The following is a 25732-nucleotide window of genomic DNA, read 5'->3' on the forward strand; positions in this document are numbered from 1 at the left end:
GCCCCGGCCGGGTCACCCGCCCACCCGGCGGGCGAGCCGGACACGCACCGCCAATCTAGAGGTTGACGGCAAGGAGGCGGCACAGGGGCGTACCGGTGCGGCGGCGGGGAGGTTTTCCCCGCCCCGGCCTGCGCTCCCTCGTCCGTACGGTTGGTTGTCCACAGGCCGAGAGGCCCAGTGGACGGGGAAATTCCAAGTTATCCACAGCCGTATCCCCAGCCTGGTGATCCTCGTTCACCGTCGGTCACCGAGGCGGTCAACGCCCGAGGCGCCGCCGGACCATCCCGACCACCTCGGTGATCTCGCCGATCCGCAGCACCATCGCGAGCCCGAGGTAGGTCGCGCCGATCGCCGCTCCGCCGATCACCAACTGGACCGCGGCGGCGAGCCAGCTCAGGTCCGCCGGGTCGCCGGGGAGCACCGCGACCACGAGCAGGCCGACCAGCGCGGCGCCGATCGCCGCCACGACCACCCGGCCGAGCGTCCGCATGATCCCGCCGAGCCCGATCCGGCCCACCCGGGGCCGCAGCAGCATCGCCGAGATGATCGCCGCCGCCAGGTACGACACGGCGTTGCCGAGCATCATCCCGGCCGCCGCGAACGTGTTCGAGAAGATCAGGAACAGGCCCACCTGGAGCAGGACGCGCAGCGCCACCACCGGAATGTTGATCAGAGCCGGGGTACGGGTGTCCGGCAGCGCGTAGAACGCGAAGGTGAACAGCTGGCTGACCGCGAACGGCACCAGGCCGATCGCCGCCACCAGCAGCACCGTCGAGGTGGCCACCGCGTTGTCGCCGGTGAACGCGCCGTACCGGAACACCACCACCGAGATCGGGGCGGCCAGCACCGCGTAGCAGACCGCGATGGGCGCGAGCACCGCGGTGACCATCCGGGTGCCCCGGGACAGGTCGGCGGTGACGTCGTGGAAGCGGTTCTCGGCCGCGGCCGCGCTCATCCGCGGCATCAGCGCGGTGATGATCGAGACGGCGATGATGCCGTGCGCCATCATCAGCAGCAGGAAGACGTTGTTGTAGATCAGCAGGCCGGCGTTCTCGCCGTCCCCGCCGGTGGCCCGGTTGAGCAGGTTGACCACCACGAAGAGGCCGAGCTGGTTGACCGCGACGTAGCAGAACATCCAGGCGCCGAGCCGGGCCAGCTCGCGCAGCCCCAGCTCGCGGAAGTCGAACCGCGCCTTCCACCGGAAGCCGACCTTGCGCAGCGCGGGCAGCAGGCCGATCGCCTGCACCGCCACGCCCAGCAGGGTGCCGCCGCCGACCAGCAGGATCCGGTCCCAGCCCACCTCGCCGGGCGGCAGCGCCTTCGCGCTGTAGACGACGATGTACAGGCCGAACGTGCAGATGGACACGATGTTGTTGAGGATCGGCGCCCACATGGGGGCGGCGAAGTGCCCTCGGGTGTTCAGCACCGCGGCGATCAGCGCGCTGATGCCGGTGAAGAACAGCATCGGCAGCATCAGGTACGACAGCCGGGTGACGAGCGTGGTGTACGCCGGGTCGTCGCTGCCGGCCGCGTACAGGGCGGTAAGTACCGGCGCCAGCACCACAGCGATCAGCGCGGTGGCGGCGAGGGCCAGCACCGCGAGGGTCAGCAGGCGCTGCGCGTACGCCTCACCCCGGTCCGCGTCGATCTTGCGCCGGCGGACCAGCACCGGCACCAGGACGCTCGTCAGCACGCCGCCGAGCAGGAACTCGTAGACCTGGTTGGGCAGGAACTGCGCGGTGGTGAACGCGTCGCCGACCATGGTGCCGAGCGCGGCGCCGATCATCAGGTTGCGGATGAACCCCGTACCCCGGCTCACCAGGCTGCCGATGGCCATCACCGCGCTGTTCGCCGCGGCGCTGGTCTCGGCGACCACCTCCTGCGGCGGCGCGACGGCCTCGACGCCGGGCTGGTTCAGCGGCTCGGCGGAGATGAAGGTGGCGCCGTCGTCCGGCGGCAGGCCGCCGCCGTGCGCGTTCGCGCTGCGGTAGAGCCCGCCGCTCATCTACCAGCCTCCAAGGGGTACGTGGCAAACCGGGCCCGGCCGGCCCCGCCCAACCGGAACCTTAGTCAACCCGGGCCCGTTACCCGCGCCCGGCGCGGTCGATCCACCTCCGGCCCGATAGGCTGGCGATCCCATGTCCGAAGCCTCCGCCTCCCACGCCGCCGACCGCCGCGAACTGACCGCCGCGCAGCGCAACGCCGTCGCCGAACTGCTCCGAGTCTCGCCGGTCGCCGACGAGCTGGGCCGGCGCTTCGCCCGGGCCGGTCACGAACTGCACCTGGTGGGCGGATCCGTCCGCGACGCGCTGCTCGGCCGGCTCGGCAACGACCTCGACTTCTGCACCGACGCCCACCCGGACGACACCATCAAGGTCATTCGCGGCTGGGCGGAGTCGATCTGGGAGACCGGACGCGAGTTCGGCACCATCGCCTGCCAGCGCGACGGCCTCAACCTGGAGATCACCACGTTCCGCGCGGAGGTCTACGACCAGGTCAGCCGCAACCCGGTGGTGCAGTACGGCACGAGCCTGACCGAAGACCTCAAGCGCCGCGACTTCACCGTCAACGCGATGGCGGTCAGCCTTCCCGACCACCGGTTCACCGACCCGTACGGCGGGCTGGCCGACCTGGCCGCCAAGATCATTCGTACCCCCGGGACGCCGCAGGAGTCGTTCCGCGACGACCCCCTGCGGATGCTGCGCGCGGCCCGGTTCGCCGCCCAGCTCCGCTTCGCCGTCCACCCGGACGTCCGCGCGGCGATGACCGAGATGGCCACGGACCTGGACCGGATCACGGCCGAGCGGATCCGGGACGAGTTCACCAAGCTGCTCTGCGGCGCCGACCCGATCACCGGGCTGCGCCTGCTCGTCGACACCGGGCTGGCCGAGCGCTTCCTGCCCGAGCTGACCGGCCTGAAGCTCACCATCGACGAGCACGCCCAGCACAAGGACGTCTACGAGCACACGCTCACAGTGGTCAGCAACGCCATGTCGCTGGAGTCCGACGGCTGCGACTTCGTGCTGCGGATGGCCGCGCTCATGCACGACGTCGGCAAGCCGGCCACCAAGGCGGTCGGCGCGGACGGCCGGGTCAGCTTCCACCACCACGAGGTGGTCGGCGCCCGGCTGACCAAGAACCGGATGAAGGCGATGCGCTACTCCAAGGAGATCACCTCCCAGGTGGTCAAGCTGGTCGGGCTGCACCTGCGCTTCTACGGGTACGGCCGGGGCGAGTGGACCGACTCGGCGGTGCGCCGGTACGTCACCGACGCCGGTGACCTGCTGTCCCGGCTGCACAAGCTGACCCGGTCCGACTGCACCACCCGCAACCGGCGCAAGGCCGCGCAGCTCGCGGCCGACTACGACGCGCTGGAGGAGCGGATCGCCCGGATCGCCGCCGAGGAGGACCTGGCCCGGGTACGGCCCGACCTGGACGGCAACGCGATCATGGAGCTGCTCGGCGTACCGCCGGGGCCGGTGGTCGGTCGCGCCTGGCAGTACCTCAAGGAGTTGCGCCTGGAGCGCGGGCCGCTGGACCGCGACGAGGCCGAGGCGGAGCTGCTGCGCTGGGCGCGCGACGAGGGCATCACCGGCTGAGACCGGCGTCCTTGATCTGACGACGATACGGCGGCGTGTCGACCGAACGGGTGACCCGTTCCGGTCGATGTCTCCCGCATGATGAGTCATCGGCAGCCGCCGAATCGACAGATGCGGCTGGTCCGATCTCATCCGCCCGTCCGCTCCGGACGGTCGCTTGACACGGGGAGTCAATTCATGACACGTCACGGCGGCCTGCGCCGCTCCGCGCTGGTGGGGATCGCCCTCACCAGCGCCACCTCCATCCTCTGCGCCACAGTCGCCGGGCCGGCCCTCGCCGACCCGAAGCGACCGTCGGTCCGCGGCGCCGGCACGGCCGAGGCGGTGCCCGGCCGGTACATCGTGGTCCTCAAGAAGGGCAAGACCCCTCCGGCCAAGGTGAAGTCCGCCGCGTCCGCGCTGGCCGGCGAGCACGGCGGCACCGTCCGCCGGGTCTTCGGCAAGGCGCTGAACGGCTACTCGGCCACCATGGACGCCCGGCAGGCCGCGCGGCTCGCCGCCGACCCGGACGTCGAGTACGTCCAGCAGGTCCAGCGCTGGAGCACCGCCGGCACCCAGACCACCCCGCCGTGGGGCCTGGACCGGATCGACCAGCTCAAGACCCGGACCGACGGCAAGTACACCTACCCGGCCACCGGCGCCGGGGTGACCGCGTACGTGATCGACACCGGCATCGACATCGACCACCAGGACTTCGACGGGCGGGCCCGCAACGGCTACGACGCGGTCGAGCAGGACAACGTCGCGCAGGACTGCGACGGGCACGGCACCCACGTGGCGGGCACTATCGGCGGCACGACGTACGGCGTCGCCAAGGGCGTCGACCTGGTCGCCGTCCGGGTGCTCAACTGCGACGGCGCGGGCGACACCGAGCAGGTGATCGCCGGCATCGAGTGGGTCACCGCCAACGCCACCGGGCCGTCCGTGGCGAACATGAGCCTCGGCGTCGACCGGGTCGACCAGGCCGTGAACGACGCGGTCACCCGCTCGATCGCCTCCGGCATCACCTACGCGGTCGCCGCCGGCAACAGCATGCAGGACGCCTGCGCCTCCTCCCCGGCGAGCGTGCCCGCCGCCATCACCGTCGGCGCCACCGACCGGGTCGACATGCGCGCCTGGTTCTCCAACTACGGCCGCTGCCTGGACCTGTTCGCCCCCGGCACCGGCATCGTCTCGGCCAAGGCCGGCACCAGCGCCGGCACCGAGTCGATGAGCGGCACGTCGATGGCGTCCCCGCACGTGGCGGGCGCCGCCGCACTGCTGCTGGAGGAGCACCCGGGCTGGTCGCCGCAGCAGGTGCGGGACTCGGTCGTGACCACCGGCATCGGCGGCGCGGTGCACGACATCATGGGCTCCACCGACCGGCTGCTGCACATCGGCTCGGCCGTGACGGCGCGCGGCTCGTACGGGCTCAAGGCCCGGGTCAACGGCCGGTACGTCACCGCGGAGAGTGCCGGGACGAAGCCGCTGATCGCCCGGGGCACCGCCATCGGCGCCTGGGAGAAGTACGACGTGGTCGACGCCGGCGGAGGGCTGTTCGGCCTGCGGGCGCGGGTCACGAACAAGTTCGTCACGGCGGAGAGTGCCGGCGCGAAGCCGCTGATCGCCCGCGCGGCCACCATCGGCGCCTGGGAGAAGTTCCAGATCATCGACAACACCGACGGCACGATCAGCCTGAAGGCGGCGATCAACGGCAGGTACGTCACCGCGCCGAGCGCCACCTCCCCGCTGATCGCGAGCAAGACCGCGATCGGCACCGCCGAGAAGTTCGACTTCGACGCACCGGCGCCGCTCGTGAGCATCAAGTCGGTGGCCAGCGGCAAGTTCGTGACGGCGGAGAGCGCCGGGGCGAAGCCGCTGATCGCCCGCGCGGCGACGGTCGGCGCCTGGGAGAAGTACGAGCTGGTGAACGTCGGCGACGGTTTCGGCACCTTCGGCCTGAAGGCCCAGATCAACGGCAAGTTCGTGACGGCGGAGAGCGCCGGGGCGAAGCCGCTGATCGCCCGGGGCGCCTCGATCGGCGCGTGGGAGGGGATGTCGTTCCTCGACTACAACGCCGACGGCTCGGTCTACCTGTACGCGAACATCAACGAGAAGGCGGTCACCGCCGGCAGCGCCGGCACCAGCCAGCTCATCGCCGGCCGGACCATCGACTGGAACAGCCCGACCCTCGGTCTGGGTGCCGGCGAGAAGTTCGTCGTCGCCGTGCTCTGACCCGTACCACAGCGCGACGCCCGCCGGCTCCCCGAGGGGAACCGGCGGGCGTCGTCGTCACGGGGTGACGGTGGTGCCGTCCACGGTGGTCTTGCCGTTGTTCTGCGCGCTGCTGCCCAGCCGGGCCAGCAGGCCGGCCAGGTCGATGCCGGTCAGGTCGCTGCCGAGCTGCAGCCCCTGGGCGACGTTTCCGGCCACCGACTTGGTCAGCGACGACGCGCCGTCGGTGGAGATCACCGTCATCTTGTCGATCGCGCCGATCGGGGCGCTGGCCGCGCCGACCACCTCGGGCAGCACCTTGACCAGCAGGTCCAGCACGGCCGCCTCGCCGTACGCGGCGAACGCCTCGGCCTTGCGGGCCATCGCGTCGGCCTCGGCCTGACCCTTGGCGAGGATGGCCGCGGCCTCGGCCTGGCCCTCCCGCTCGACCGCCTCGGCGATCGCAGAACGGCGACGCTGCTCGGCCTCACCCTCCTTGGCGCCCTCGATCGCGTTCGCCTCGGCCAGCGCGGCCCGGCGGGCCCGCTCGCCCTCACCGGTGAGGCGGGCCTGCTCGGCGGAGGCCTGCGCGGCCGCGATCGTAGCTTGGCGCTGCGCGTCGGCGTTGAGCACCGCCGCGTTACGGTTCGCCTCGGCCTCCTGCTCGACCTTGTACCGGGCGGCGTCGGCCGGCTTGCGCACCTCGGTGTCGAGCTGGCGCTGCTTCAGCTCGGCGTTGCGCTCGGCCACCTTCTGCTGCTCCGAGAGGATCGCCTGGTCCCGCTCGGCCTGCGCGAGCGGACCGGCCGCGGCCGACTTCGCCTTCGCCGCGTCGATCTCGGCCTGGATGCCGGCCTGCTTGAGCGCAAGGTTCCGGTTCGCCTCGGCGATCGCCTCCTCGGCGAGCAGCCGCTCCTGCTCGGCCTGCTGGCGGGCCCGCGCCTCGGCGATGGCCGCGTCCTTGAGCACCCGGGCCGCCTCCGGGCGGCCCAGGTCCTGGAGGTAGGAACCCTCGGCCAGGATGTCCTGGAGCTGGAACGTGTCGAGCACCAGGCCCTGGTTGGTCATCGAGTGCTCGGCCTCCTCGGCGACCGCGCTGGCGAACGCCGCCCGGTCCCGGATGATCTCCTCGACGGTGAGCCGCCCGACGATCGAGCGCAGCGCGCCGGCGAGCACCTCGCGGGTGAAGTTGTCGATCTCCTCCTGCTGGTTCAGGAAGCGCTGGGCGGCGGCGCGGATCGCGTCCTCGGTGCCGCCGACCTTCACGATCGCCACGCCGTGCAGCTCGGTGCGGATGCCCTGCTTGCTCACCGCGCCGCGGATGCTGACGTCGATCCGGCGGCTGGACAGGTCGAGCGACTGGAGCTTCTGCACCACCGGCAGCACGAACACCGAGGCGCCGAGCACGACCTTCTGCCCGGACATGTCGGTGGAGCGGGCTCCGTCGGCGGACTGGGTGGTGCGGCCCTTGCGGCCGGTGACGATGAACGCCTGGTTCGGCCCGGCCACCTTGATCCGGGACAACACGAAGAGGACGAGGACGACGGCGAGGAGGACCGCGCCGCCGATGGCGACGAGCAGGGGCATGGGGGTTCCCGTCTGTGTGGTGGTGTCAGTAGGTCTCGACGTGCACGCTGGTCTCGCTCAGGGCTTCGACCACGAAGATGCGGGTGCCGACCGGGATCGGCCCGTCGGCGCGAGCGTTGAGCTTCACCGGCTGGCCGGCGAGGCGTACCCGCACCTCGCCGTAGCCGCCGCTGGGGATCGGCGTCACCACCAGGCCGATCGCGCCGGCCAGGTGGTCGCGGGTGGGTGTGGCGTCGGTGCGCATGGTGCGGGCCGCGCGGCTGAGCCGGGCCGCCAGCCAGCCGGTGGGCACGGCGGCGAGCGCGCCGCCGGCCACCGCCGCCGCGATCATTCCGGGGGTACGACCGCCGAGCAGTTCGTTGACGATCGCGCCGCCGAACCCGAACGCCCCGGTGAAACCGGCGGCCGCCTCCAGCGACACCGGCCCGTCGACGTCCGGCTGGCCGAAATGGAGCACGCCCGAGCCGAGCAGGGCGAGGGTCAGCACGCCGACACCGATCCCGCCGATGATCAGGAAGATGAGCGTCCCGGGTGCCATGACCTGCACGGTATCGGCGCCGTGCAACATCGACTTCGCTCAGCGCTCGCCCAGTCCGCCCTCAGAGAGCCCGGCCGGGGAAATGTCGGCGGGCGAGCGACAATGGGTGGCATGCGCTGGACCGTGCTCGACTCACCGATCGGGGAGTTCTCCGTCGGCACCGACGACGACGCGGTGCGCGGCGCGCACTTCGGCCGGGTGGACGGGGCGGCCGACGAGCCCGGCGACGCGGTGGCCCGGCTGGCGGTGGCGGAGCTGCGGGCGTACTTCGCCGGTGAGCTGACCGAGTTCACGGTGCCGGTGTCCGCGCCCCGCGGCTCGGAGTTCGAGCGCGCCGTCTGGCGGGAGATGACCCGCATCCCCTACGGCGAGACGACTACCTACGGCGAGGTGGCGAAGGCGGTCGGCGACCCGGGTGGCGCCCGGGCGGTCGGGGTGGCCTGCAACCGCAATCCGGTGCCGGTGATCGTGCCATGTCACCGGATCGTCGGCGCGGGCGGCAAGCTGGTCGGCTTCGGCGGCGGGCTGCCGCGCAAGGTGACGCTGCTGGAGCTGGAGGCGTCAGTGGCGTTGCGGCGCGCCTGGTCCTGACGTACGCGAAGAAGGAAGGCCGGGTCCGCGCGGACCCGGCCTTCCTTCTCGTGCGTGTCAGCGCGTCAGCGCTCGACCTCGCCGGCGATGAACGCCTCGACGGCGGCGTGCGCGTCGTGGTCGGCGTACTGCTCCGGCGGGGACTTCATGAAGTACGAGGAGGCGGAGAGGATCGGGCCACCGATCTTCCGGTCCAGCGCGATCTTCGCGGCGCGGACGGCGTCGATGATGACACCGGCCGAGTTCGGCGAGTCCCACACCTCGAGCTTCAGCTCCGCGTTGAGCGGGGTGTCGCCGAAGGAGCGGCCCTCCAGGCGGATGTACGCCCACTTGCGGTCGTCCAGCCACGGCACGTGGTCGGACGGGCCGATGTGCACGTCGCTCTTGCTCATCTCGTGCGGGATCTGGGAGGTCACCGACTGGGTCTTCGAGATCTTCTTCGAGACCAGGCGGTTGCGCTCCAGCATGTTCATGAAGTCCATGTTGCCGCCGAAGTTGAGCTGGTACGTGCGCAGCAGCTCGACCCCGCGGTCCTCGAAGAGCTTCGCCAGGGCGCGGTGCACGATGGTGGCGCCGACCTGGCTCTTGATGTCGTCGCCGACGATCGGCAGGCCGGCGTCGGTGAACTTCTGCGCCCACTCCGGGTCGGAGGCGATGAAGACCGGCAGGGCGTTCACGAACGCGCAACCGGCGTCGATCGCGGCCTGGGCGTAGAACTTGTCGGCCTCCTCGGAGCCCACCGGGAGGTAGGAGACGACCACGTCGACCTGGGCGTCGCGCAGCGCCTGCGCCACGTCGACCGGCTTGGCGTCCGACTCCTCGACGATCTCGCGGTAGTACTGGCCCAGACCGTCGAAGGTCGGGCCGCGCTGCACGGTGACGCCGGTCGGCGGCACGTCGCACAGCTTGATCGTGTTGTTCTCGCTGGCGACGATCGCCTCCGCGAGGTCCATGCCCACCTTCTTGGCGTCCACGTCGAACGCCGCGACGAACTTCACGTCGGAAACGTGGTAGTCGCCGAAGGTGACGTGCATGAGACCCGGGACGCGGTCGTTCGGGTCGGCGTTCCGGTAGTACTCCACGCCCTGTACGAGGGACGAGGCGCAGTTACCCACACCGACGATGGCGACGCGGACGGAGCCCATAGCGTCTGCCTCCTTCTTCTTCATCACGGCCGCTCTTTCCTGGACGTTCCAGGCGTGGGCGGGCTGTCGTTGTCTCCTCGGCCACCGGCCGTCCCGGGTCGCGGGTCGGCCGGGGCCCGGCCGGAGCGCTCGTTGGCGATGAGCTCCTCCAGCCAGCGGACCTCGCGCTCACAGGCGTCGAGCCCGTGGCGTTGCAGTTCCAGGGTGTACGCGTCGAGTCGCTCGGCTGCCCGGCCGAGCACGTCACGAAGACCTTCGCGACGTTCCTCGATCTTGCGACGACGACCTTCCAGGATCCGGAGCCGGGTGGCCTGGTCGGTCCGGGCGAAGAACGCGAAGTGCACGCCGAAGCCCGTGTCGTCGTACGTCTCGGGTCCAGCCTGCGCTATGAGCTGGGCGAAGCGTTCCTTGCCCTCCGCGGTAATGGTGTAGACCACCCGACCGCGTCGGCTGGTCAGCGCGGGAACCTCCTCGGCGGTCGCGGGCGTCTCGGCGGCTTCGGTGATCCATCCCGCCGCCTGCAGCCGGCGCAGGGTCGGGTAGAGAGAGCCGTAGCTGATCGCCGCCCGGATGGCGCCGAGCTTGGCGGTCAGCTCCTTGCGCAGCTCGTAGCCGTGCATCGGCGCCTCCTGCAGGAGGCCGAGGATGGCGAGCTCGAGCACGGGCCATCCCTTCTTTTCCCCCTGCGCGGAGTGCTAACCACCGCGATGTATCGGACCGATACATCGCACGTTAGCGGAGAGGGGAGGGTGGGGCAAACCCCTGCTTACGCGACGCGCTCATCACGCATCGTGACCATGGTCGCCTGGGTTCGCCGGAGCGCGTACCCTTTCCCGCATGCGTACGCAGCGCCAGGTCGTCGACTACTCGCTTCAGAAGCGGGCTGTGCTGCGTGAACTGCTCGCCGGGCGGATCGGCACGTACGACGTCTGCGACGCCTCGCCGTACCTGAAGAACGCTGCTCGTTTCCACGGCGAGCCGACCGACCACCGCTGCCCGATCTGCCGCAGCGAGAACCTGATCCACGTCCACTACATTTACGGTGACGAACTCAAGCAGTCGGCCGGCCAGGCGCGTACCCGGGCCGAGTTGCCCGTCCTGGCCATGACGCTGCGTGAGTTCCAGGTGTTCGTGGTGGAGGTCTGCCCCGGCTGCGACTGGAACCATCTCGTCGAGCAGTTCCTGCTCGGCCGGGACGGCCTCGCGGGCGAGGCGGAGGGCGCGGACGAATCGGTCGCGGCCAACGGCTCCACCCCTCGGCGAAGGCGAGAGGCGCAACGGTGAACGCGGCTGTCCCGATCGCTGCCGGCCCATTCCCCGGGCGGCAGGATCGACAGCCTTTACGCGTAATTGGTCCGAATAGGTCGGATTTGACGGGCGCGCGCCGGTACCGCCGGCGGGTAACGTCCCGTGTTCCAGCTCACGGCAACCCGGTGGCGGCGCCCCCGCGCCCCACCGCGACCGGCAGGGTGTGAGGAATGAACTACGGCGATCCCAGTTCTTCGCGTGGGCGGGCCCAGATCCCGGGCCCGAACGGCGACCCCGGTTCCGAAGGGAGCCGGGGAAGGAACGGTTGGTCCGGCGCGGCGGACGGCGGCGCCTCGGCGCGCGCCTCCGCGACACCGTACGGCGCGGGTGGCCGGGCCTCGGTCAGTGGCGCCGCTCCGGCGCCGCGCGGAGCGGCAGGCTCGGCCTCGGTCGGCCGGGCCGGCGCAGGCGGACGCGCCTCGGTGCCCGTCTCGCCGGCGCCCGGCGCCTCCGGGCGCGCCGGCGCCGGCCGGGCGTCGGTGCCGGTCTCCCCGGCCGCTCCGGCCGGGCGGGCCTCGGTGGGCGCGGCGAGCGTGGGCGCGGCAAGCGTCGGCGGGCGGGCGAGCGTGGGCGGACGTGCGAGCGTCGGCGCGGCGGCCGTGGGTGGCCGCGCCCGGGTGCCCGGCGCCTCCGGCGGCGGTCCCGGTGGTCCCGGCGGTCCGACCGGCCCGGGCCGGCGTGGCCGCGGCGAGGACCCGGCGCGGGCAAAGAAGCGCCGCCGGATCAACATGCTGATCGCCGGCTTCGCCGTGTTCATCATGCTCGCCGGCATCGGTGTGGTGAGCTTCACCTGGTACTCCACCAAGGTGGTGCTCCCGGAGGACACCATCCCGCCGCTGTCCACCACCATCTACGACTCGACCGGCAAGACCGCCGTCGCCCGGATCGGCGACCAGAACCGCCAGCTGGTCACCATCGACCAGATCCCGGAGCACGTCCAGCACGCGGTCGCCGCGGCGGAGGACCGGAACTTCTACGAGCACTCCGGTGTGGACTACAAGGGCATCGCCCGGGCCGCGTGGAACAACCTCACCGGCGGCGACAAGCAGGGTGCCTCGACCATCACCCAGCAGTACGCGCGCAACGCGTTCGAGAACCTGAACCAGGACACGTACGGCCGCAAGGTCAAGGAGGCGATCCTCGCCTCCAAGCTGAACGACACGTACGACAAGCGCGTGATCATGCAGCACTACCTGAACATCATCTACTTCGGCCGGGGCGCGTACGGTATCCAGGCGGCGGCGCAGACGTACTTCAAGAAGAACGTCAAGGACCTGAACGTGGCGGAGGCCGCGGTGCTCGCCGCGCTGATCAAGCAGCCGGAGCCGAGCGCCACCCACCAGGGCTACGACCCGGCGATCAACCCGACCGCCGCGCTGGACCGGTGGAACTACGTGATCAACGGCATGATCACGGAGAAGTGGCTCGATGCGCCGAACAAGCCGAACCACCCCACCGAGTACCCGAAGAACATCCAGAAGCCGTCGAAGAACAGCGGTGGCGGCTTCGGCATCGACACCCCGTACGGCAACATCGTCAACTACGTCTCGCAGGAACTGCGCGAGATGAAGCTCTGCACCGACAACGAGGCCGAGGCGACCGAGAAGAAGCCGCTGTGCGCCAAGGCGCTGAGCCGGGGTGGTTACAAGATCACCACCACGATCAACCGGAAGATGCAGGAGGCGGCGCTCGACGCGGCCCAGCGGGCCCGGAAGGGCTCCGAACTCGCCGGCCAGCCGCCGAACCTGATGGCCGCCGTGGTGGCCATCGACCCGAAGACCGGCCGGGTGCTCGCCTACTACGGCGGCGACAACGGCACCGGCACCGACTACGCCGGGAAGAACGTCGACAACGGCGTGGTCAGCGGCGGGCACTCGCCGGGTTCGAGCTTCAAGATCTACACGCTCGCGGCGGCGCTGAAGGAAGGCATCTCGCTGAAGTCCCGGTGGAAGGGCTCGGCGTTCACGCCGAAGGGCACCAAGTTCAAGGTCAGCAACGCCGGCGCGGACCGGGTCACCTGCGGTGACTCCTGCACGCTCGAACAGTCGACGCTGAAGTCGCTGAACGTGCCGTTCTACTACATCACCGAGCAGATCGGCCCGGACAAGGTGCTCGACATGGCCAAGCGGGCCGGTGTGACCACCATGTGGCAGACCGACACCAACCCGGCCAAGGCGCACGACCTGACCAAGGCCGACCCGAAGGACCTCGCGCCGTCGCCGTTCTTCCACGTCATCGGCTACGGCCAGTACCCGATCACCGTGCTCGACCACGCCAACGGCGTCGCCACCTTCGCCAACCAGGGCATGTACCACAAGGCGCACTTCGTGCTGAAGGTGCAGAAGCAGAATCCGGACACCGGCCAGTGGGACACGCTCGGCGGGGAGAAGCTCAAGGGGGAGCAGCGGATCGACAAGGAGGTCGCCGCCGACGTCACCTCAGTGCTGAAGCAGTACCCGGGCCAGATCAACAAGCGCCTCGAGGAGGGCCGGCAGGTCGCCGAGAAGACCGGTACCTGGGAACTCGGCGACAAGACCACCCGCAACGGTGACGCCTGGATGATCGGCTACACGCCGCAACTCGCCACCGCGGTCTGGGTCGGCAACGTCAAGGACCGCAAGGCGATCAAATACAAGGACGGCCGGGACATCAGTGGCGCCCGGATGCCGGGTGACATCTTCCAGCGCTTCATGAACGACGCGCTCAAGGGCAAGGACAAGGAAGAGTTCCCGCCCGCGGCGAACATCGGCAAGGACGACACCGGCAACGGCGAGGCGCCCCCGCCGACGAACGAGCCCGGCCAGCCCGGCGGCCCGAACTGCGACCCGCTCGGCCTGTTCTGCCCCGGCGGCACGCCCGGCGGCGGCACCCCGGGTGGTGGCGGCGACCAGGGTGGCACCAACCCCGGTGGAGGCGGGCTCCCCGGCGGTGGTGGACGGCCCGGTGGCGGCGGTGGCGGCGGTGGGTTGCTACCGAGCACACCACCGACACGACAGAACTGACGCGTACCACCTGACGACGGCGGCCGGACCTCGGGTCCGGCCGCCGCCGCGTTTCGCGTACCGGAATTTCTCCGCGCGCGACGGGACGGCGACCCCCGGTGTACGGCAGGATGCCTCACCATGAGCACCCAGTCGCCCGCAGGCATCGATGAGCCCGGCGCGTCCGAGGCGGCGCCGCGATCGGCAGAGACGATCGACCATCCGTCCCGCTCGGACTGGTTCGTCCGCGGCGCCTCCGGACTGATCGGCGGTCCGCTCGGCGACCACGCCGCAGCCCTGGACCGGCCCGCCGGCCGGGAGAGCCGGTTCTGGACCGCCGGCCGGATCGTGCTGGCGCTGGTGTGCCTGACGCTGGCCCTGCACTGGGTGCAGAAGTCGCCCTGCCAGGACGGCGCCTGGCAGAACAACATCCAGTACACCCGGATGTGCTACACCGACGTGCTGGCGCTCTACTACGCCGAAGGGCTCAACGAGGGCAAGGTCCCCTACGCCGACCACCCGGTGGAGTACCCGGTGCTGACCGGCTACTTCATGGGCGCCCTCGGCCTCCCGGTGCACGCCCTCGGCTCCGACAACCCCGCCATCAACCAGGGCCAGTGGTTCTACAACCTGAACGCGCTGGTGCTCGGCGCGCTCGCCGTCGCCACCGTCGCGGTGATCCTCAGCCTGCGCCGACGACGACCGTGGGACGCCGCGTTGTTCGCGCTCTCCCCGGCTCTGGTGCTCACCGCCACCGTCAACTGGGACCTGCTCGCCATCGGCCTGGCCGCGTTCGGCCTGCTGGCCTGGGCACGCGCCCGGCCCGACCGGTACGCGCTGCTGCTGCCCGGAGTAGCAGGAGTCCTCATCGGACTGGGCGGGGCGGCCAAGATGTGGCCGCTGTTCCTCCTCGGGCCGATCCTGGTCCTCGCGTTGCGCGCCGGCAAGATGCTGGCCGGGCTGGTCGCCACGGCGACCGCGCTGGTGACCCTCGTGGCGGTGAACCTGCCGGTGGCGATCCCGTACCGGGAGAACTGGGAACGCTTCTTCGACCTGAACACCACGCGCCCCATCGACTGGGGCACGCTCTGGTACATCGGCCGCTACCTGGACGGCCGGATCAGCCCGTCCGCACCCGGCGAACTCGGGCCCTTCGAGTGGCTGAACGCGAACATCCCCACCCTCAACTGGCTGTCGTACCTGCTGTTCGGGCTGGCCTGCCTCGGCGTGGCCGGGCTGGCCCTGCTCGCGCCGCGCCGGCCCCGGCTGGCCCAGCTCGCCTTCCTTGTGGTCGCCGCGTTCCTCATCTTCAGCAAGGTGTGGTCCCAGCAGTTCGTGCTCTGGCTGCTGCCGCTCGCGGTGCTCGCCCGGCCGCGCTGGGGCGCGTTCCTCGCCTGGCAGGTCGCCGAGGTCGGCTACTTCGCCGCCTTCTACGGCGAACTGCTCGGCACTGCCATGTCCCGGCCGGTCTTCCCCGAGGGCGTCTTCGTGCTGGCGTCGAGCCTGCGCCTGATCACCGTGGTGGTGCTCTGCGGGTTCGTCATCCGGGACATCGTGCGGCCCGAACTGGACGTGATCCGGCACACCTACGCCGACGACCCGGACGGCGGGGTGCTCGACGGCGCACCCGACGCGCCCTGGCATCAGCGCTGGCGGGCACGAGCCGCCGAACGGCCCGCCGAACCCGTTCCGGTGTGACCGAGCCGGTCGTGTTCCGGTCTACAGCCGGAACACGACCGCCTCGCCGACCTGCTCCCGGGTCACGCCCGGCGCGTCGACCGGCCGGTCGAGCATCCCCTCCCACGGGGTGCCCGCCAGCTCGTCGCGCAACACGACCACGTTCTTCACGCCGATCTGCCGCAGGTAGTCGACGCTCGCGTAGTCCGGGAAGCTGACGGTCGCCTCGCGGATCTGGGCCTGCGAGCGCGGCGTGAAACCGCTGCCGCCGTTCACCATCGGCTGGAACCGGTCGGTGGACCAGAGCATCACCGGCTGGTCGAGGTTCTGGCTGCTCGGCAGCACCAGCATCGGGCCGTCCACGGTCCGCATCGCCGCCGGCTGGAGCGGCACCACCGGCTGCGGCGTCGCGTTCAGCCCTTCCACGAGCACCAGCGCCAACGGCAGCAGCGTGGCCAGGCGCAGCCACGGGCCCGGCCACGGCGGCACCCGCTCGGCGGCCAGCTCGCGTACCCGCATGCAGAACGCGGTGATCGCGCCGGCCGCGAGCAGGCCCAGCAGCAGCGTGGTCCAGAGCATCATCCGGCCCGGCGTCCGCAACCCGCTCCAGCCCGGCAGGTAGTCGAACAACGGCACGTAGGTGAACCGGCCGCCGAAGAACCGGGTGCCCATCGCCAGCGCCATCGTCACGAGCACCCCGGCGAGCAGGAAGACCCGGTGCCGGACCCGCCAGACCGAGAAGAACAGGCCACCGGCGGCGAGCGCGTAGAGCACGAAGCCCGGCAGCAGCGTCATCTCCGGATGCCAGGGCAGCACGGCGCGGGCGCCCTCGTGCAGCCCGCCCCAGACCCGGGACTCGGCCGGAGCGGTGAAGAACCCGCTCGCCGGTGGCGAGTAGAGCCCGATGTCGCCGAGCGTCCGCTCCGCGTTCGGGTGCAGCTCGGCCACCCTGAAGTAGGGCACCGCCAGCGCCGCACCCACCGCGGCGAAGGCCAGCCCGCCGAACACGTCGGCCAGGAACAGCCGCCGCCCGAACGGACGCCGCACCCGGCGCCGCCGCACGAACCACAGCACCACCGCGACCAGACCGGTCCCGGCCAGCATGTACGCGAACGGCAGCCCGATGCCGAACCCCAGGCTGAGCTGCCACGCGGCCACCAGCCACCCGGCGAACGCCCAGCCCGCGTGCCGGCGACGCGGCCGGTAGCCGTACCGCAGGGACCAGCCGTGACCCCGGGCCAGCATGGCCAGCGCCAGCGGGATGCCGCCGTTGGAGATGATGTGCAGGTGCCCCGCCTGGGCCAGCAGCCATGGCGCGTAGGCGAAGCTCGCCCCGGCCACCGCGCCGCCGATGCGACCCGCGCCGAGCTGCCGGGCCAGCACGTACGCACCGAACGCGGCGAGCGCGTGCGCCAGCACGAACATGATGTTGTAGCGCAGCACGGCGTGCTCGGGACCGACCCCGATCAGGCCGGCCGGGGCGTACCCGAGGAGCGTGTCGGAGAACGCGAAGCTCCAGTTCTCCGGATAGAACGTGTTCGCGTGCCACAGCATCGCCGGGTCGGTGCGCAGGATGTAGCCGGACCATGCCATCTGCCACGCCTGCAGGCTCGGATCCCAGTAGTCCTGCGGCAGCGTGTGCCGCGGATAGCGCAGCGTCGGCCAGGTCATCGCCGCGGCCAGCGCCAGCGCGGCGACGGCGGCGAGCGTCCACTCGTGCACCAGGAACCGGCCGACCGCGCGCACGGCCCGGCGGGCCCGGCCGAGCACCGGCTCCGGCGCGGGGCCGAACGCGGACCAGGGGTCGGCGGGCTGGTCGCCGGCCGTACCCGTTGCGCTCTTGTCCCCGCCCTCGGCCTTGTCCCCGGCTGCCTCGTCCCGGGCCTGCGCCGCCTTTGCGGCGGCCTCGTCCGCGGTGCCGGTCCCGGGCCCGGCGCTCCCGGCCCCGCCGGAAGGGGGCGCGCCAGCCTTCTTCGTCTCGTCCGGCCGGCTCTGCGCGCCCGTCCCGTCCGGCCGGGGCTCGGCGCCGGGCCGGCGGCCGGTCGTGCCGGACTGCTCGGTCGTCACGCCGCCGCGCCCAGCTGCCCGCGCAGGAACGCGATGTCGGCGGCCTGACCCTCGACGCCGCCGGGGGTCTCCACGATCACCGGTGCGCCGGCCGCGCGGATCACCGCCACCAGAAGCTCCGGGTCGATGGCGCCGCCGGTGAGGTTGTCGTGCCGGTCCTGGCCGGAGTTGAACGCGCCCTTGGAGTTGTTCGCGTGGATCAGGTCGATCCGGCCGGTGATCGCCTTCACGCGGTCGACCAGGCCCAGCAGTTCCTCGCCGCCCGCGTACGCGTGGCAGGTGTCCAGGCAGAAACCGACCTCGTGGTCGCCGAGCGCGTCCCAGAGCCGGGCCAGCGCGTCGAGGTGCCGGGCACAGGCGTTGTCACCGCCGGCGGTGTTCTCGATCAGCACCGGCAGCGGGAAGCCGCCGGAGTCCGCCGCGTACGCGAAGGTCTTGCGCCAGTTGTCGAAGCCGACGGCGACGTCGTGGCCGGCGTTGACGTGGCCGCCGTGCACGATCAGGCCCTTGGCCCCGACGTCCGCCGCGGCGGTGGCGTGGGCGAGCAGCAGCTTGCGGCTGGGGATGCGGATCCGGTTGTTCAGCGTGGCCACATTGATCACGTACGGCGCGTGCACGTAGAGGTCGACGTCGGCGCCGCGCAGGCGCTCGGCGTCCTCGCGCGGCTTCGGGGCCTTCCAGCCCTGCGGGTCGGCCAGGAAGAACTGGACCGCCTCGGCCTGCCGGGCGGCCGCCTCGGCCAGCGGGTCGGTCGGGTCGACGTGGGCTCCGATTCGCATGCAGGGCAGCCTACGTCGCGCCTGCGACGGTCGGCGCGCTCGCGCGAGGCACCCGGCGGGTCGAACGCGTCACCACCCGGCCCGGCGGTCGTTGTCCGAGGTGGGATCGATGGTCGACGCTCCGCCCGCACGTGGTCCACAGCACGGACGGGCGAGGGTGGACCCCCGGTGACGGGACGCCCCGCCGTGCGGCCCGGCACGACGGGGCGGGATCCGCTCGTCGTCCCGGTACGGGTGGTCGGCAGTAGGAGCAATTCCTCCATTTACCCCAAGTGGTGACGAGAGCCATTGTATGGTCATAGCAGGTGACAACACGATAAAGCTCCGCGGGGCGTCTTCGATCCAACCTCATCGGTGTGGTCGTTCCTCCCCAGGTCCCACCCAAGGAATGCGGACGGGACGCCCCGCGGTCCCGTGGACAGGGGTCCACCTGCCGGCTCGCGCCGGAGGTGGGCCCCTGTCGCCGCTCCCGGCTCGCCCGGGCCACCGGCCCGGCCATGATCGTCCGGACCGGCTATCCTGGTCCGGTTGTCCGTGTGTCCGACCGGGTTCCCCCGGCACCGGCCACGGGCGACGACGCACGACCTCCTGCCACGGAAGGACCGTGGCCGCTTAGCCCACAGGAGGTGAGCACGTCTTGCGTCATTATGAAGTCATGGTGATCCTCGATCCCAGCCTCGAGGAGCGCACCGTCGCCCCGTCGCTCGACACGTACCTGAACGTGATCCGGACCGCGGGTGGCTCGGTGGAGAAGACCGACGTGTGGGGCCGCCGGCGCCTCGCGTACGAGATCAACAAGAAGGCCGAGGGCATCTACGCCGTCATCGACCTCCAGGCGACGCCGGAGGCCGTTGGCGAGCTGGACCGTCAGCTCCGACTCAACGAGTCGGTGCTGCGCACCAAGGTCATCCGCCCGGAGATGCGCTGAGCATCTAGACCCGGCACGTCCGGATCACAAGCCTCATCCACGCTGTCGTACGGCTCTGAGAGCCTGTACGGCACAAAGATGAGTGCGCGAGGAGATGGTCATGGCAGGAGACACCACCATCACGGTCATCGGCAACCTGACCGATGACCCCGAGTTGCGATTCACCCCCTCCGGTGCGGCGGTCGCCAAGTTCCGGGTCGCTTCGACGCCCCGCTTCATGGACAAGGCCTCCGGCGAGTGGAAGGACGGCGAGCCGCTGTTCCTCTCGTGCACGGTCTGGCGCCAGGCCGCCGAGAACGTCGCCGAGTCGCTGCAGCGCGGCGCTCGCGTGATCGTGTCCGGCCGGCTGCGCCAGCGGTCGTACGAGACCCGCGAGGGTGAGAAGCGCACCGTCATCGAGCTGGAGGTCGACGAGATCGGCCCGTCGCTGCGCTACGCCACGGCGAAGGTGCAGAAGATGTCCCGCTCCGGTGGCGGTGGCGGCGGCTTCGGTGGTGGTGGCGGCCAGGGCGGCGGCGGAGGCAACTTCGACGACCCCTGGGCCTCTGCTGCCCCCGCCCCCTCCCGCGGTGGTTCGGGCGGCAACTTCGACGAGGAGCCTCCGTTCTAATGGCGCCGAGCGCCCGCGATCGCAAACCAGGAGCACGAGCAATGGCTAAGGCTGCGGCCCTTCGCAAGCCGAAGAAGAAGGTGAACCCGCTCGACAAGGACGGGATCACCTACATCGATTACAAGGACACCGCGCTGCTGCGCAAGTTCATCTCCGACCGCGGCAAGATCCGCGCTCGGCGGGTGACCGGCGTCACCTCGCAGCAGCAGCGGCAGATCGCCCGTGCGGTCAAGAACGCCCGCGAGATGGCGCTCCTGCCGTACACGGCCACGACCCGCTGAGAGGAGGCACGGACATGAAGATCATCCTGACTCAGGAGGTGTCCGGCCTCGGCTCTCCGGGCGACATCGTCGAGGTGAAGGACGGCTTCGGCCGTAACTACCTGCTGCCGCAGGGCTTCGCGATCGCCTGGACCAAGGGCGCGGAGAAGCAGGTCACGGTCATCAAGCGGGCCCGCTCGGCCCGCGAGATCCGCGACCTGGGCCACGCCACCGAGGTCAAGACCCAGGTCGAGGGTCTGAAGGTCAACCTGAAGGCCCGCGCCGGCGACGGCGGGCGGCTCTTCGGCTCGGTCACCCCGGCCGAGATCGTCGACGCCGTCAAGGCCGCCGGCGGCCCGACCCTGGACCGCCGCCGGCTGGAGCTGCCCGGCCACATCAAGGCGCTCGGCTCCTACCCGGTCAGCATCCGGCTGCACCCCGAGGTGACCGCCAAGTTCGACCTGAACGTGGTCAAGGGCTGACACCCGAAGCACGACGCGAAAGGCCCGCACCAGTTCCGGTGCGGGCCTTTTCGTATCCCCGCCGATCCACCGCCGGACTCAGCCGAGCGGATTGCCCGTCACCGCGCTGATCACCACGGTGGACAGCCCGCCACCCACGACCGCCGCCGCCAGCGCCACGGTCGCCGACCGCCACGTCGTCCCGACCTGCCGCAGCAGCACCGCCACCACCAGGCTGCTCACCATCGCCAACCCGAACCGCGGCGCCGCCGACACCAACGAATCCAGCGCGTGCGCACGCTGCGAGTCGCATCCCCCGCCGGTGATGTCCGTGACGCACCCCGCCGGAGGCTGACCACTCAGGAACAGCAGACCGACCATGAGCAGTACCGCCGGCACCAGATAACACGCCGCCGTGTAGACGAGCGGCCGCAACGGACCACCCGGATCCGGGTCCAGCAGGTCGTCTTCCAGCCGGCGGCCCCACGAACCGCCGCCGATCGTCTCCACCCGCCGCCGCAACGTCGACGGCGCGGGTTCCACGGGGCGACGGCGAGGCACCGCACGCGGACGCGGCGCCGAGTACGCCACCGCGGGCGAACGCGGAGCCGTCGACGGCGTCTCCATCCACCGCGGATCGTCACCCGACAGCCGGGTACCGGACCAGAACGCCTCGGCCCGTTCCGGCGACGCCCAGCCCTCCCGTACCGGCGGCGCCGTACGGTCCCACGGGTCGGCCGCCGGGTACCGGTCGTCGGTGTCCCGCACCGGCTCCAGGAAACCGGTGTCCGTGAACCGGTCCCACTCGCCCGTGTGCTCCGTACGGTCCCACCGACCCTCCGCCCGCTCCCAGCGGCTCGCGGGCACCGGTCGGTCCCAGGCGTGCACCCCCGACGCGTCCCACGGATCGACAGCCGGCGGCTCCACCCGTTCACGCTCGGCCGCTCGGCGGCGCTGCCACGGATCCGCACCCGGCCGCGCCGGCTCCGACGGCGCCGCCGCCCGCCCCCAGGCCGGCTCCGACTCGGACGCCCTTGCCCGCCCCCAGGTCGGCTCCGGCTCCACGGCCGGCGACGGCGACCGGCCCGCATCCGCCGCCGGCCACTCCGCATCCGTCCCCGAGCGGGACCACGCGTCGTCCGAGGCGGCCGGCCGCGACCACGAGGATTCCGACCCCGCGGGTGGCGGCCAGGAGGAGGAAGCCGACCGTCGCGGCCGACCCGCCGGCCGTTCGCCGTCCGACCCAACCGGCCCTTCGCCCGAACCCGTCGACTCCGGCAGCCCCGACCAGATCACCTGCGGCCGGCGCGTCGCCGCCCGGCGCGGACGGCTCCGGGGTGCCGCCCCCGACACCGGCACGTCGTCCTCGTCCGCCCGCCGGTTGCCCACGTACCCCCGCTCCTGCGGGGCGTCCATCGTCCACTCGGCGGTGTGGTCCGACAACGGACCCGCACCGATAGCGCGCAGATCCCGCCGGTCGTCGTCGCGCCGGCCGGCCGCCGCCCGCCACCCACCGCCGGACGAGGGCGTCTCCACCTCGTCGTCGTCCGGCGCGGCGTGCCGCCCGCCGCCGTCCGCGCGACTCACACCGGATTCGAGCGCCCAACGGGGAAGGTACGTCTCCACCGGCTCGTCCTGGCCACGTTCGACCGCCCGCCGCCGGCTCGCCGTGCGGTAACCCTCCGGGGCGTACGAGCCGGCCCGGCGCGACCCGGCGGGCTCGTCCCAGGAACCGCTCGGCCGTCGCTCGCGCGGGCTGTCCTCCCCGCTTCCCCAGTCCCGGTGTCTCACGGCCGGAGCGTGACCTCTCTCAACCCGAAAGTAAACCCGCTGTCCCAGGTGTCGCCGTTCGCAGCGATAGTACGGGACGAACGACGACAAAGCTTGGCCGGAAATCTTCCGTCCACAGGGTGGGGAAAGGAAAAGCCCAGGTCAGAGGGGATACGCCCGGAATTCCCCATCACTTTTCCACACCCTGTGCACACCCTGCGCACATGCCTGTCCCCAGACGTCCACAGGTTGTCCCGAGGCTCATCCACCGGCCTTGTTGAGCGGCTGACCTCGGGTTCCGTATCGTGGTCCCCCGACCGCCGGGCGATGACCCCCGATCGACCGGAGGGTCGGCGGAGAGTTGTCATACCCCGGCGATAGAGCTGGACTCGATCCGACGCAGCGAGGGGGGAACCCGTGTCGGTCACCGACGAGACGCGTGCGGAACGGACCGGGGGATCCTCACCCGAGCCGCCGCCGCGCGATGCGCCCTTCGAGAAGACACCACCTCAGGACGTCGCCGCCGAGCAGTGCGTGCTCGGCGGCATGCTGCTCTCCAAGGACGCCATCGCGGACGTCGTGGAGATCCTGAAGACGAACGACTTCTACCGGCCGGTCCACGCCACCATCTTCGACGCGATCCTGGACATCTACGGGCGCGGCGAGCCCGCCGACCCGATCACCGTGGCCGCCGCGCTCGCCGACTCCGGCGATCTGGCCCGCATCGGTGGCGCCCCCTACCTGCACACGCTGATCGCCAGCGTGCCCACCGCCGCGAACGCCGCGTACTACGCCCGAATCGTCGGCGAGCGGGCCGTGCTCCGCCGGCTGGTCGAGGCCGGTACCCGGATCGTGCAGCTCGGCTACGGCACCGGCCAGGGCGGCAGCCGCGACGTTGACGACGTCGTCGACCTCGCCCAGCAGGCCGTCTACGAGGTCACCGAGAAGCGCGTCAGCGAGGACTTCGCCGTCCTGGCCGACATGCTCCAGCCGACGCTCGACGAGATCGAGGCGGTCGGCGCCCAGGGCGGGGTGATGACCGGCGTGCCGACCGGGTTCACCGACCTCGACCGCCTGCTCAACGGCCTGCACGCCGGCCAGCTCATCATCGTGGCCGGCCGGCCCGGTCTCGGCAAGGCGCTCGCACTCGACACCCCGCTGCCCACCCCACAGGGCTGGACCACCATGGGTGAGGTGCGCGTCGGCGAGCAGCTCCTCGCCGCGGACGGCACTCCGACGACGATCACCAACGTCTTCGACGTGATGGACGACCGCCCCTGCTACGAGGTCGAGTTCTCCGACGGAAGCGTCATCGTGGCGGACGCCGAGCACCTGTGGAAGACCACCACCCGGGCCAGCCGACGCCCGCCGGAGGCACGCCGGCGGCACCACTGGGCCGAGCCGGCGTTGGCGAAGGTGCGGGCGGCCGAGGCGGCCGCGTCCGCCGCACCGCACCGCCTGGTCACTCTCGCGGAAACCCTGGAACAGGTCGGCCCGGAATTCCGGAACGTGCTTCACACGGTGGCGCAGACGGTGGGTTCCAACGGCCGGGTCGCCCGACCGGTGACCCGGGCCGGCAAGACACGCAACTGGACGGCTCCGGGCTACCCGGTGGGCGCGTTGATCTCCGGCCTCCGTGCACGCGCGGAACGACCGGTGAACGCCGGCAGTCGCGCCGAGCACGACGGGATCGTCACGACGGCGCAGATCGCGGCCACGCTCCGCACCTCGACGGCCGACCGCCGTCTCAACCACGCCGTGCGAAACTGCGCGCCGCTCCGACTTCCGGAACGCGACCTGGCCGTCCCGCCGTACACCCTCGGGGTGTGGCTCGGCGACGGGCACACCGGGGCCAGCCGCTTCACCACCGCGGACGCCGAAATGGTCGACCTCGTGACCCGGGACGGCTTCCTGGTGCGCCCGAGCGGTCCCATGGTCTACAGCGTGCATCTGCCCACGCCGGCCAGGGCGGTGGACCGCACCTGCGTCGACTGCGGCGGCTCCACTCGTGCCCTGCGGGAGAACCCCGGAACCCGCCGCTGCGCCGAGTGTCACGAGCGCAACGGCTCCTTCCTGGCCCTGCTCCGCCACCTCGGGGTGGCTTACGACAAGCACATTCCGCAGGACTACCTGCGCGCCTCCGAGAACCAGCGCCGGGCGTTGCTCGCCGGTCTCATGGACACCGACGGCACGGTGGCGCCGACCGGGAACCTTCAGTACACGTCCACCTCGCGGCGCTTGATCGACGGCGTGCGGGAACTCGTCGTGAGCCTGGGCTACCGGTGCACCATGACCGAGCGCAAGGTGCGTGGCCGTACCGAGGAGTCGTCGGTCGCGTACACGCTGAACTTCTCCACGCCGGACACGGTCTTCCGGCTGGATCGGAAGCGGACCGCCCACGCGGCCCGACGCCGGACGTCCTCGGACGTCCGCTCCCACTCCCGCTTCATCGTGGACGTCCGTCCGGTGCCGAGCGTTCCGGTGCGCTGCGTGACCGTCGACAATCCCGACCATCTGTATCTGGCGGGCCGCTCGATGATCCCGACGCACAACAGCACGGCGAGCATGGACTTCGCCCGCAACGCGGCTATTCGCGCCAACCAGGCGGCAGCGATCTTCTCGCTGGAAATGAGCAAGGTCGAGATCGTCATGCGGCTCCTCTCGGCCGAGGCACGCGTACCGCTGCACGTGCTGCGGAGCGGGCAGCTCTCCGACGACGACTGGACCAAGCTCGCCCGCTGCATGGGCGAGATCAGCGAGGCACCCCTCTTCGTCGACGACACGCCGAGCATGAACCTCATGGAGATCCGGGCGAAGGCGCGACGGCTCAAGCAGAGGCACGACCTGAAGCTGATCGTCGTCGACTATCTCCAGCTGATGACCTCGCCCAAGCGCACCGAGAGCCGGCAGCAGGAGGTCGCGGACCTGTCCCGTGGCCTGAAGCTGCTCGCCAAGGAGGTCGAGTGCCCGGTGATCGCGGTGAGTCAGCTGAACCGTGGTCCCGAGCAGCGAACCGACAAGCGGCCACAATTGTCCGACTTGCGGGAATCTGGTTCGATTGAGCAGGATGCGGACGTAGTCATCCTGTTGCACCGCGACGACTACTACGACAAGGAGTCGCCGCGAGCGGGCGAGGCGGACTTCATAGTCGCCAAGCACCGGAATGGGCCGACGGACACGGTGACTGTCGCGGCCCAGCTGCACCTGTCGCGCTTCGTGGACATGGCGATCGTCTGAG

Annotated in this window: 19 protein-coding genes; 11 read left to right on the forward strand and 8 right to left on the reverse strand. The window is 71.3% G+C overall.

Annotated elements, in window-relative coordinates; all coding sequences use genetic code 11:
- Positions 1–256: 256 nt before the first annotated feature.
- Entirely contained in the window at positions 257–2005 is a 1749-nt protein-coding gene (gene murJ, locus O7604_RS09690; RefSeq protein ID WP_281579461.1) for a murein biosynthesis integral membrane protein MurJ, read from the reverse strand.
- Positions 2006–2138: 133 nt separating this feature from the next.
- Here murJ and O7604_RS09695 point away from each other — a divergent pair, with 133 nt between their 5' ends.
- Together O7604_RS09695 and O7604_RS09700 are read left to right on the forward strand one after the other, a co-directional pair.
- Positions 2139–3599: a CCA tRNA nucleotidyltransferase gene (locus tag O7604_RS09695; RefSeq protein ID WP_269703355.1), complete on the forward strand. Its 1461-nt coding sequence runs from the start codon at positions 2139–2141 to the stop codon at positions 3597–3599.
- 177 nt (positions 3600–3776) lie between these two features.
- Entirely contained in the window at positions 3777–5813 is a 2037-nt protein-coding gene (locus O7604_RS09700; RefSeq protein ID WP_269703357.1) for a S8 family serine peptidase, read from the forward strand.
- A 57-nt stretch (positions 5814–5870) separates the two neighbouring features.
- Here the strand turns inward: O7604_RS09700 and O7604_RS09705 are convergent, their stop codons facing one another.
- On the reverse strand, positions 5871–7379 hold the full coding sequence (locus O7604_RS09705) for a flotillin family protein (RefSeq protein ID WP_269703359.1): 1509 nt from the start codon (positions 7377–7379) through the stop codon (positions 5871–5873).
- A 25-nt stretch (positions 7380–7404) separates the two neighbouring features.
- A complete protein-coding gene (locus O7604_RS09710) occupies positions 7405–7947 on the reverse strand; it encodes an NfeD family protein (RefSeq protein WP_281579462.1) in 543 nt (180 codons plus the stop codon).
- An 81-nt stretch (positions 7948–8028) separates the two neighbouring features.
- Between O7604_RS09710 and O7604_RS09715 the strand changes: the two genes are divergently transcribed.
- Positions 8029–8508: a methylated-DNA--[protein]-cysteine S-methyltransferase gene (locus tag O7604_RS09715; protein ID WP_269703362.1), complete on the forward strand. Its 480-nt coding sequence runs from the start codon at positions 8029–8031 to the stop codon at positions 8506–8508.
- 65 nt (positions 8509–8573) lie between these two features.
- Here the strand turns inward: O7604_RS09715 and O7604_RS09720 are convergent, their stop codons facing one another.
- Together O7604_RS09720 and O7604_RS09725 are read right to left on the reverse strand one after the other, a co-directional pair.
- Entirely contained in the window at positions 8574–9653 is a 1080-nt protein-coding gene (locus O7604_RS09720) for an inositol-3-phosphate synthase (RefSeq protein WP_269703364.1), read from the reverse strand.
- A gap of 23 nt (positions 9654–9676) precedes the next feature.
- Positions 9677–10315, reverse strand: a complete 639-nt coding sequence (locus O7604_RS09725) for a PadR family transcriptional regulator (RefSeq protein ID WP_269703365.1) — start codon at positions 10313–10315, stop codon at positions 9677–9679.
- A 175-nt stretch (positions 10316–10490) separates the two neighbouring features.
- On the opposite strand from O7604_RS09725, the gene O7604_RS09730 reads away from it, so the two are divergent.
- The 3 genes from O7604_RS09730 to O7604_RS09740 all read left to right on the forward strand — a co-directional run bounded on the left by O7604_RS09730 (position 10491) and on the right by O7604_RS09740 (position 15640).
- Entirely contained in the window at positions 10491–10937 is a 447-nt protein-coding gene (locus tag O7604_RS09730) for a DUF5318 domain-containing protein (RefSeq protein WP_281579463.1), read from the forward strand.
- 194 nt (positions 10938–11131) lie between these two features.
- Entirely contained in the window at positions 11132–13963 is a 2832-nt protein-coding gene (locus O7604_RS09735; protein WP_281579464.1) for a transglycosylase domain-containing protein, read from the forward strand.
- Positions 13964–14083: 120 nt separating this feature from the next.
- Positions 14084–15640, forward strand: coding sequence for a glycosyltransferase 87 family protein (locus O7604_RS09740; protein WP_281579465.1), 1557 nt, complete (start codon positions 14084–14086; stop codon positions 15638–15640).
- 21 nt (positions 15641–15661) lie between these two features.
- On the opposite strand, the gene O7604_RS09745 is transcribed toward O7604_RS09740, so the two are convergent.
- Positions 15662–17686, reverse strand: coding sequence for a hypothetical protein (locus tag O7604_RS09745; RefSeq protein ID WP_281579466.1), 2025 nt, complete (start codon positions 17684–17686; stop codon positions 15662–15664).
- Positions 17683–18465: a deoxyribonuclease IV gene (locus tag O7604_RS09750; protein WP_281579467.1), complete on the reverse strand. Its 783-nt coding sequence runs from the start codon at positions 18463–18465 to the stop codon at positions 17683–17685. Before O7604_RS09750 ends, O7604_RS09745 begins: the two co-directional genes overlap by 4 nt.
- A gap of 637 nt (positions 18466–19102) precedes the next feature.
- Between O7604_RS09750 and rpsF the strand changes: the two genes are divergently transcribed.
- The 4 genes from rpsF (at position 19103) to rplI (ending at position 20745) form a co-directional block, all read left to right on the forward strand.
- Complete coding sequence (gene rpsF / locus O7604_RS09755) at positions 19103–19393, forward strand: 30S ribosomal protein S6 (RefSeq protein ID WP_013289357.1); 291 nt, start codon at positions 19103–19105, stop codon at positions 19391–19393.
- An 82-nt stretch (positions 19394–19475) separates the two neighbouring features.
- Positions 19476–20003 carry a single-stranded DNA-binding protein gene (locus tag O7604_RS09760; RefSeq protein ID WP_018788497.1) on the forward strand — a complete coding sequence of 176 codons (528 nt, stop codon included), beginning with the start codon at positions 19476–19478 and terminating at the stop codon, positions 20001–20003.
- 41 nt (positions 20004–20044) lie between these two features.
- Complete coding sequence (rpsR, locus tag O7604_RS09765) at positions 20045–20284, forward strand: 30S ribosomal protein S18 (protein WP_013289355.1); 240 nt, start codon at positions 20045–20047, stop codon at positions 20282–20284.
- Between the two features lie 14 nt (positions 20285–20298).
- Positions 20299–20745 (forward strand): 50S ribosomal protein L9, encoded by a 447-nt coding sequence (rplI, locus tag O7604_RS09770; protein ID WP_018788496.1) that lies wholly within the window; start codon positions 20299–20301, stop codon positions 20743–20745.
- Between the two features lie 78 nt (positions 20746–20823).
- On the opposite strand, the gene O7604_RS09775 is transcribed toward rplI, so the two are convergent.
- Complete coding sequence (locus O7604_RS09775; RefSeq protein WP_269703374.1) at positions 20824–21651, reverse strand: hypothetical protein; 828 nt, start codon at positions 21649–21651, stop codon at positions 20824–20826.
- Between the two features lie 1260 nt (positions 21652–22911).
- Between O7604_RS09775 and dnaB the strand changes: the two genes are divergently transcribed.
- Positions 22912–25731 (forward strand): replicative DNA helicase, encoded by a 2820-nt coding sequence (gene dnaB / locus O7604_RS09780; RefSeq protein WP_281579468.1) that lies wholly within the window; start codon positions 22912–22914, stop codon positions 25729–25731.
- Position 25732: the final 1 nt, after the last annotated feature.

Source organism: Micromonospora sp. WMMA1947, assembly GCF_027497355.1.
Taxonomy (GTDB): Bacteria; Actinomycetota; Actinomycetes; order Mycobacteriales; family Micromonosporaceae; genus Micromonospora.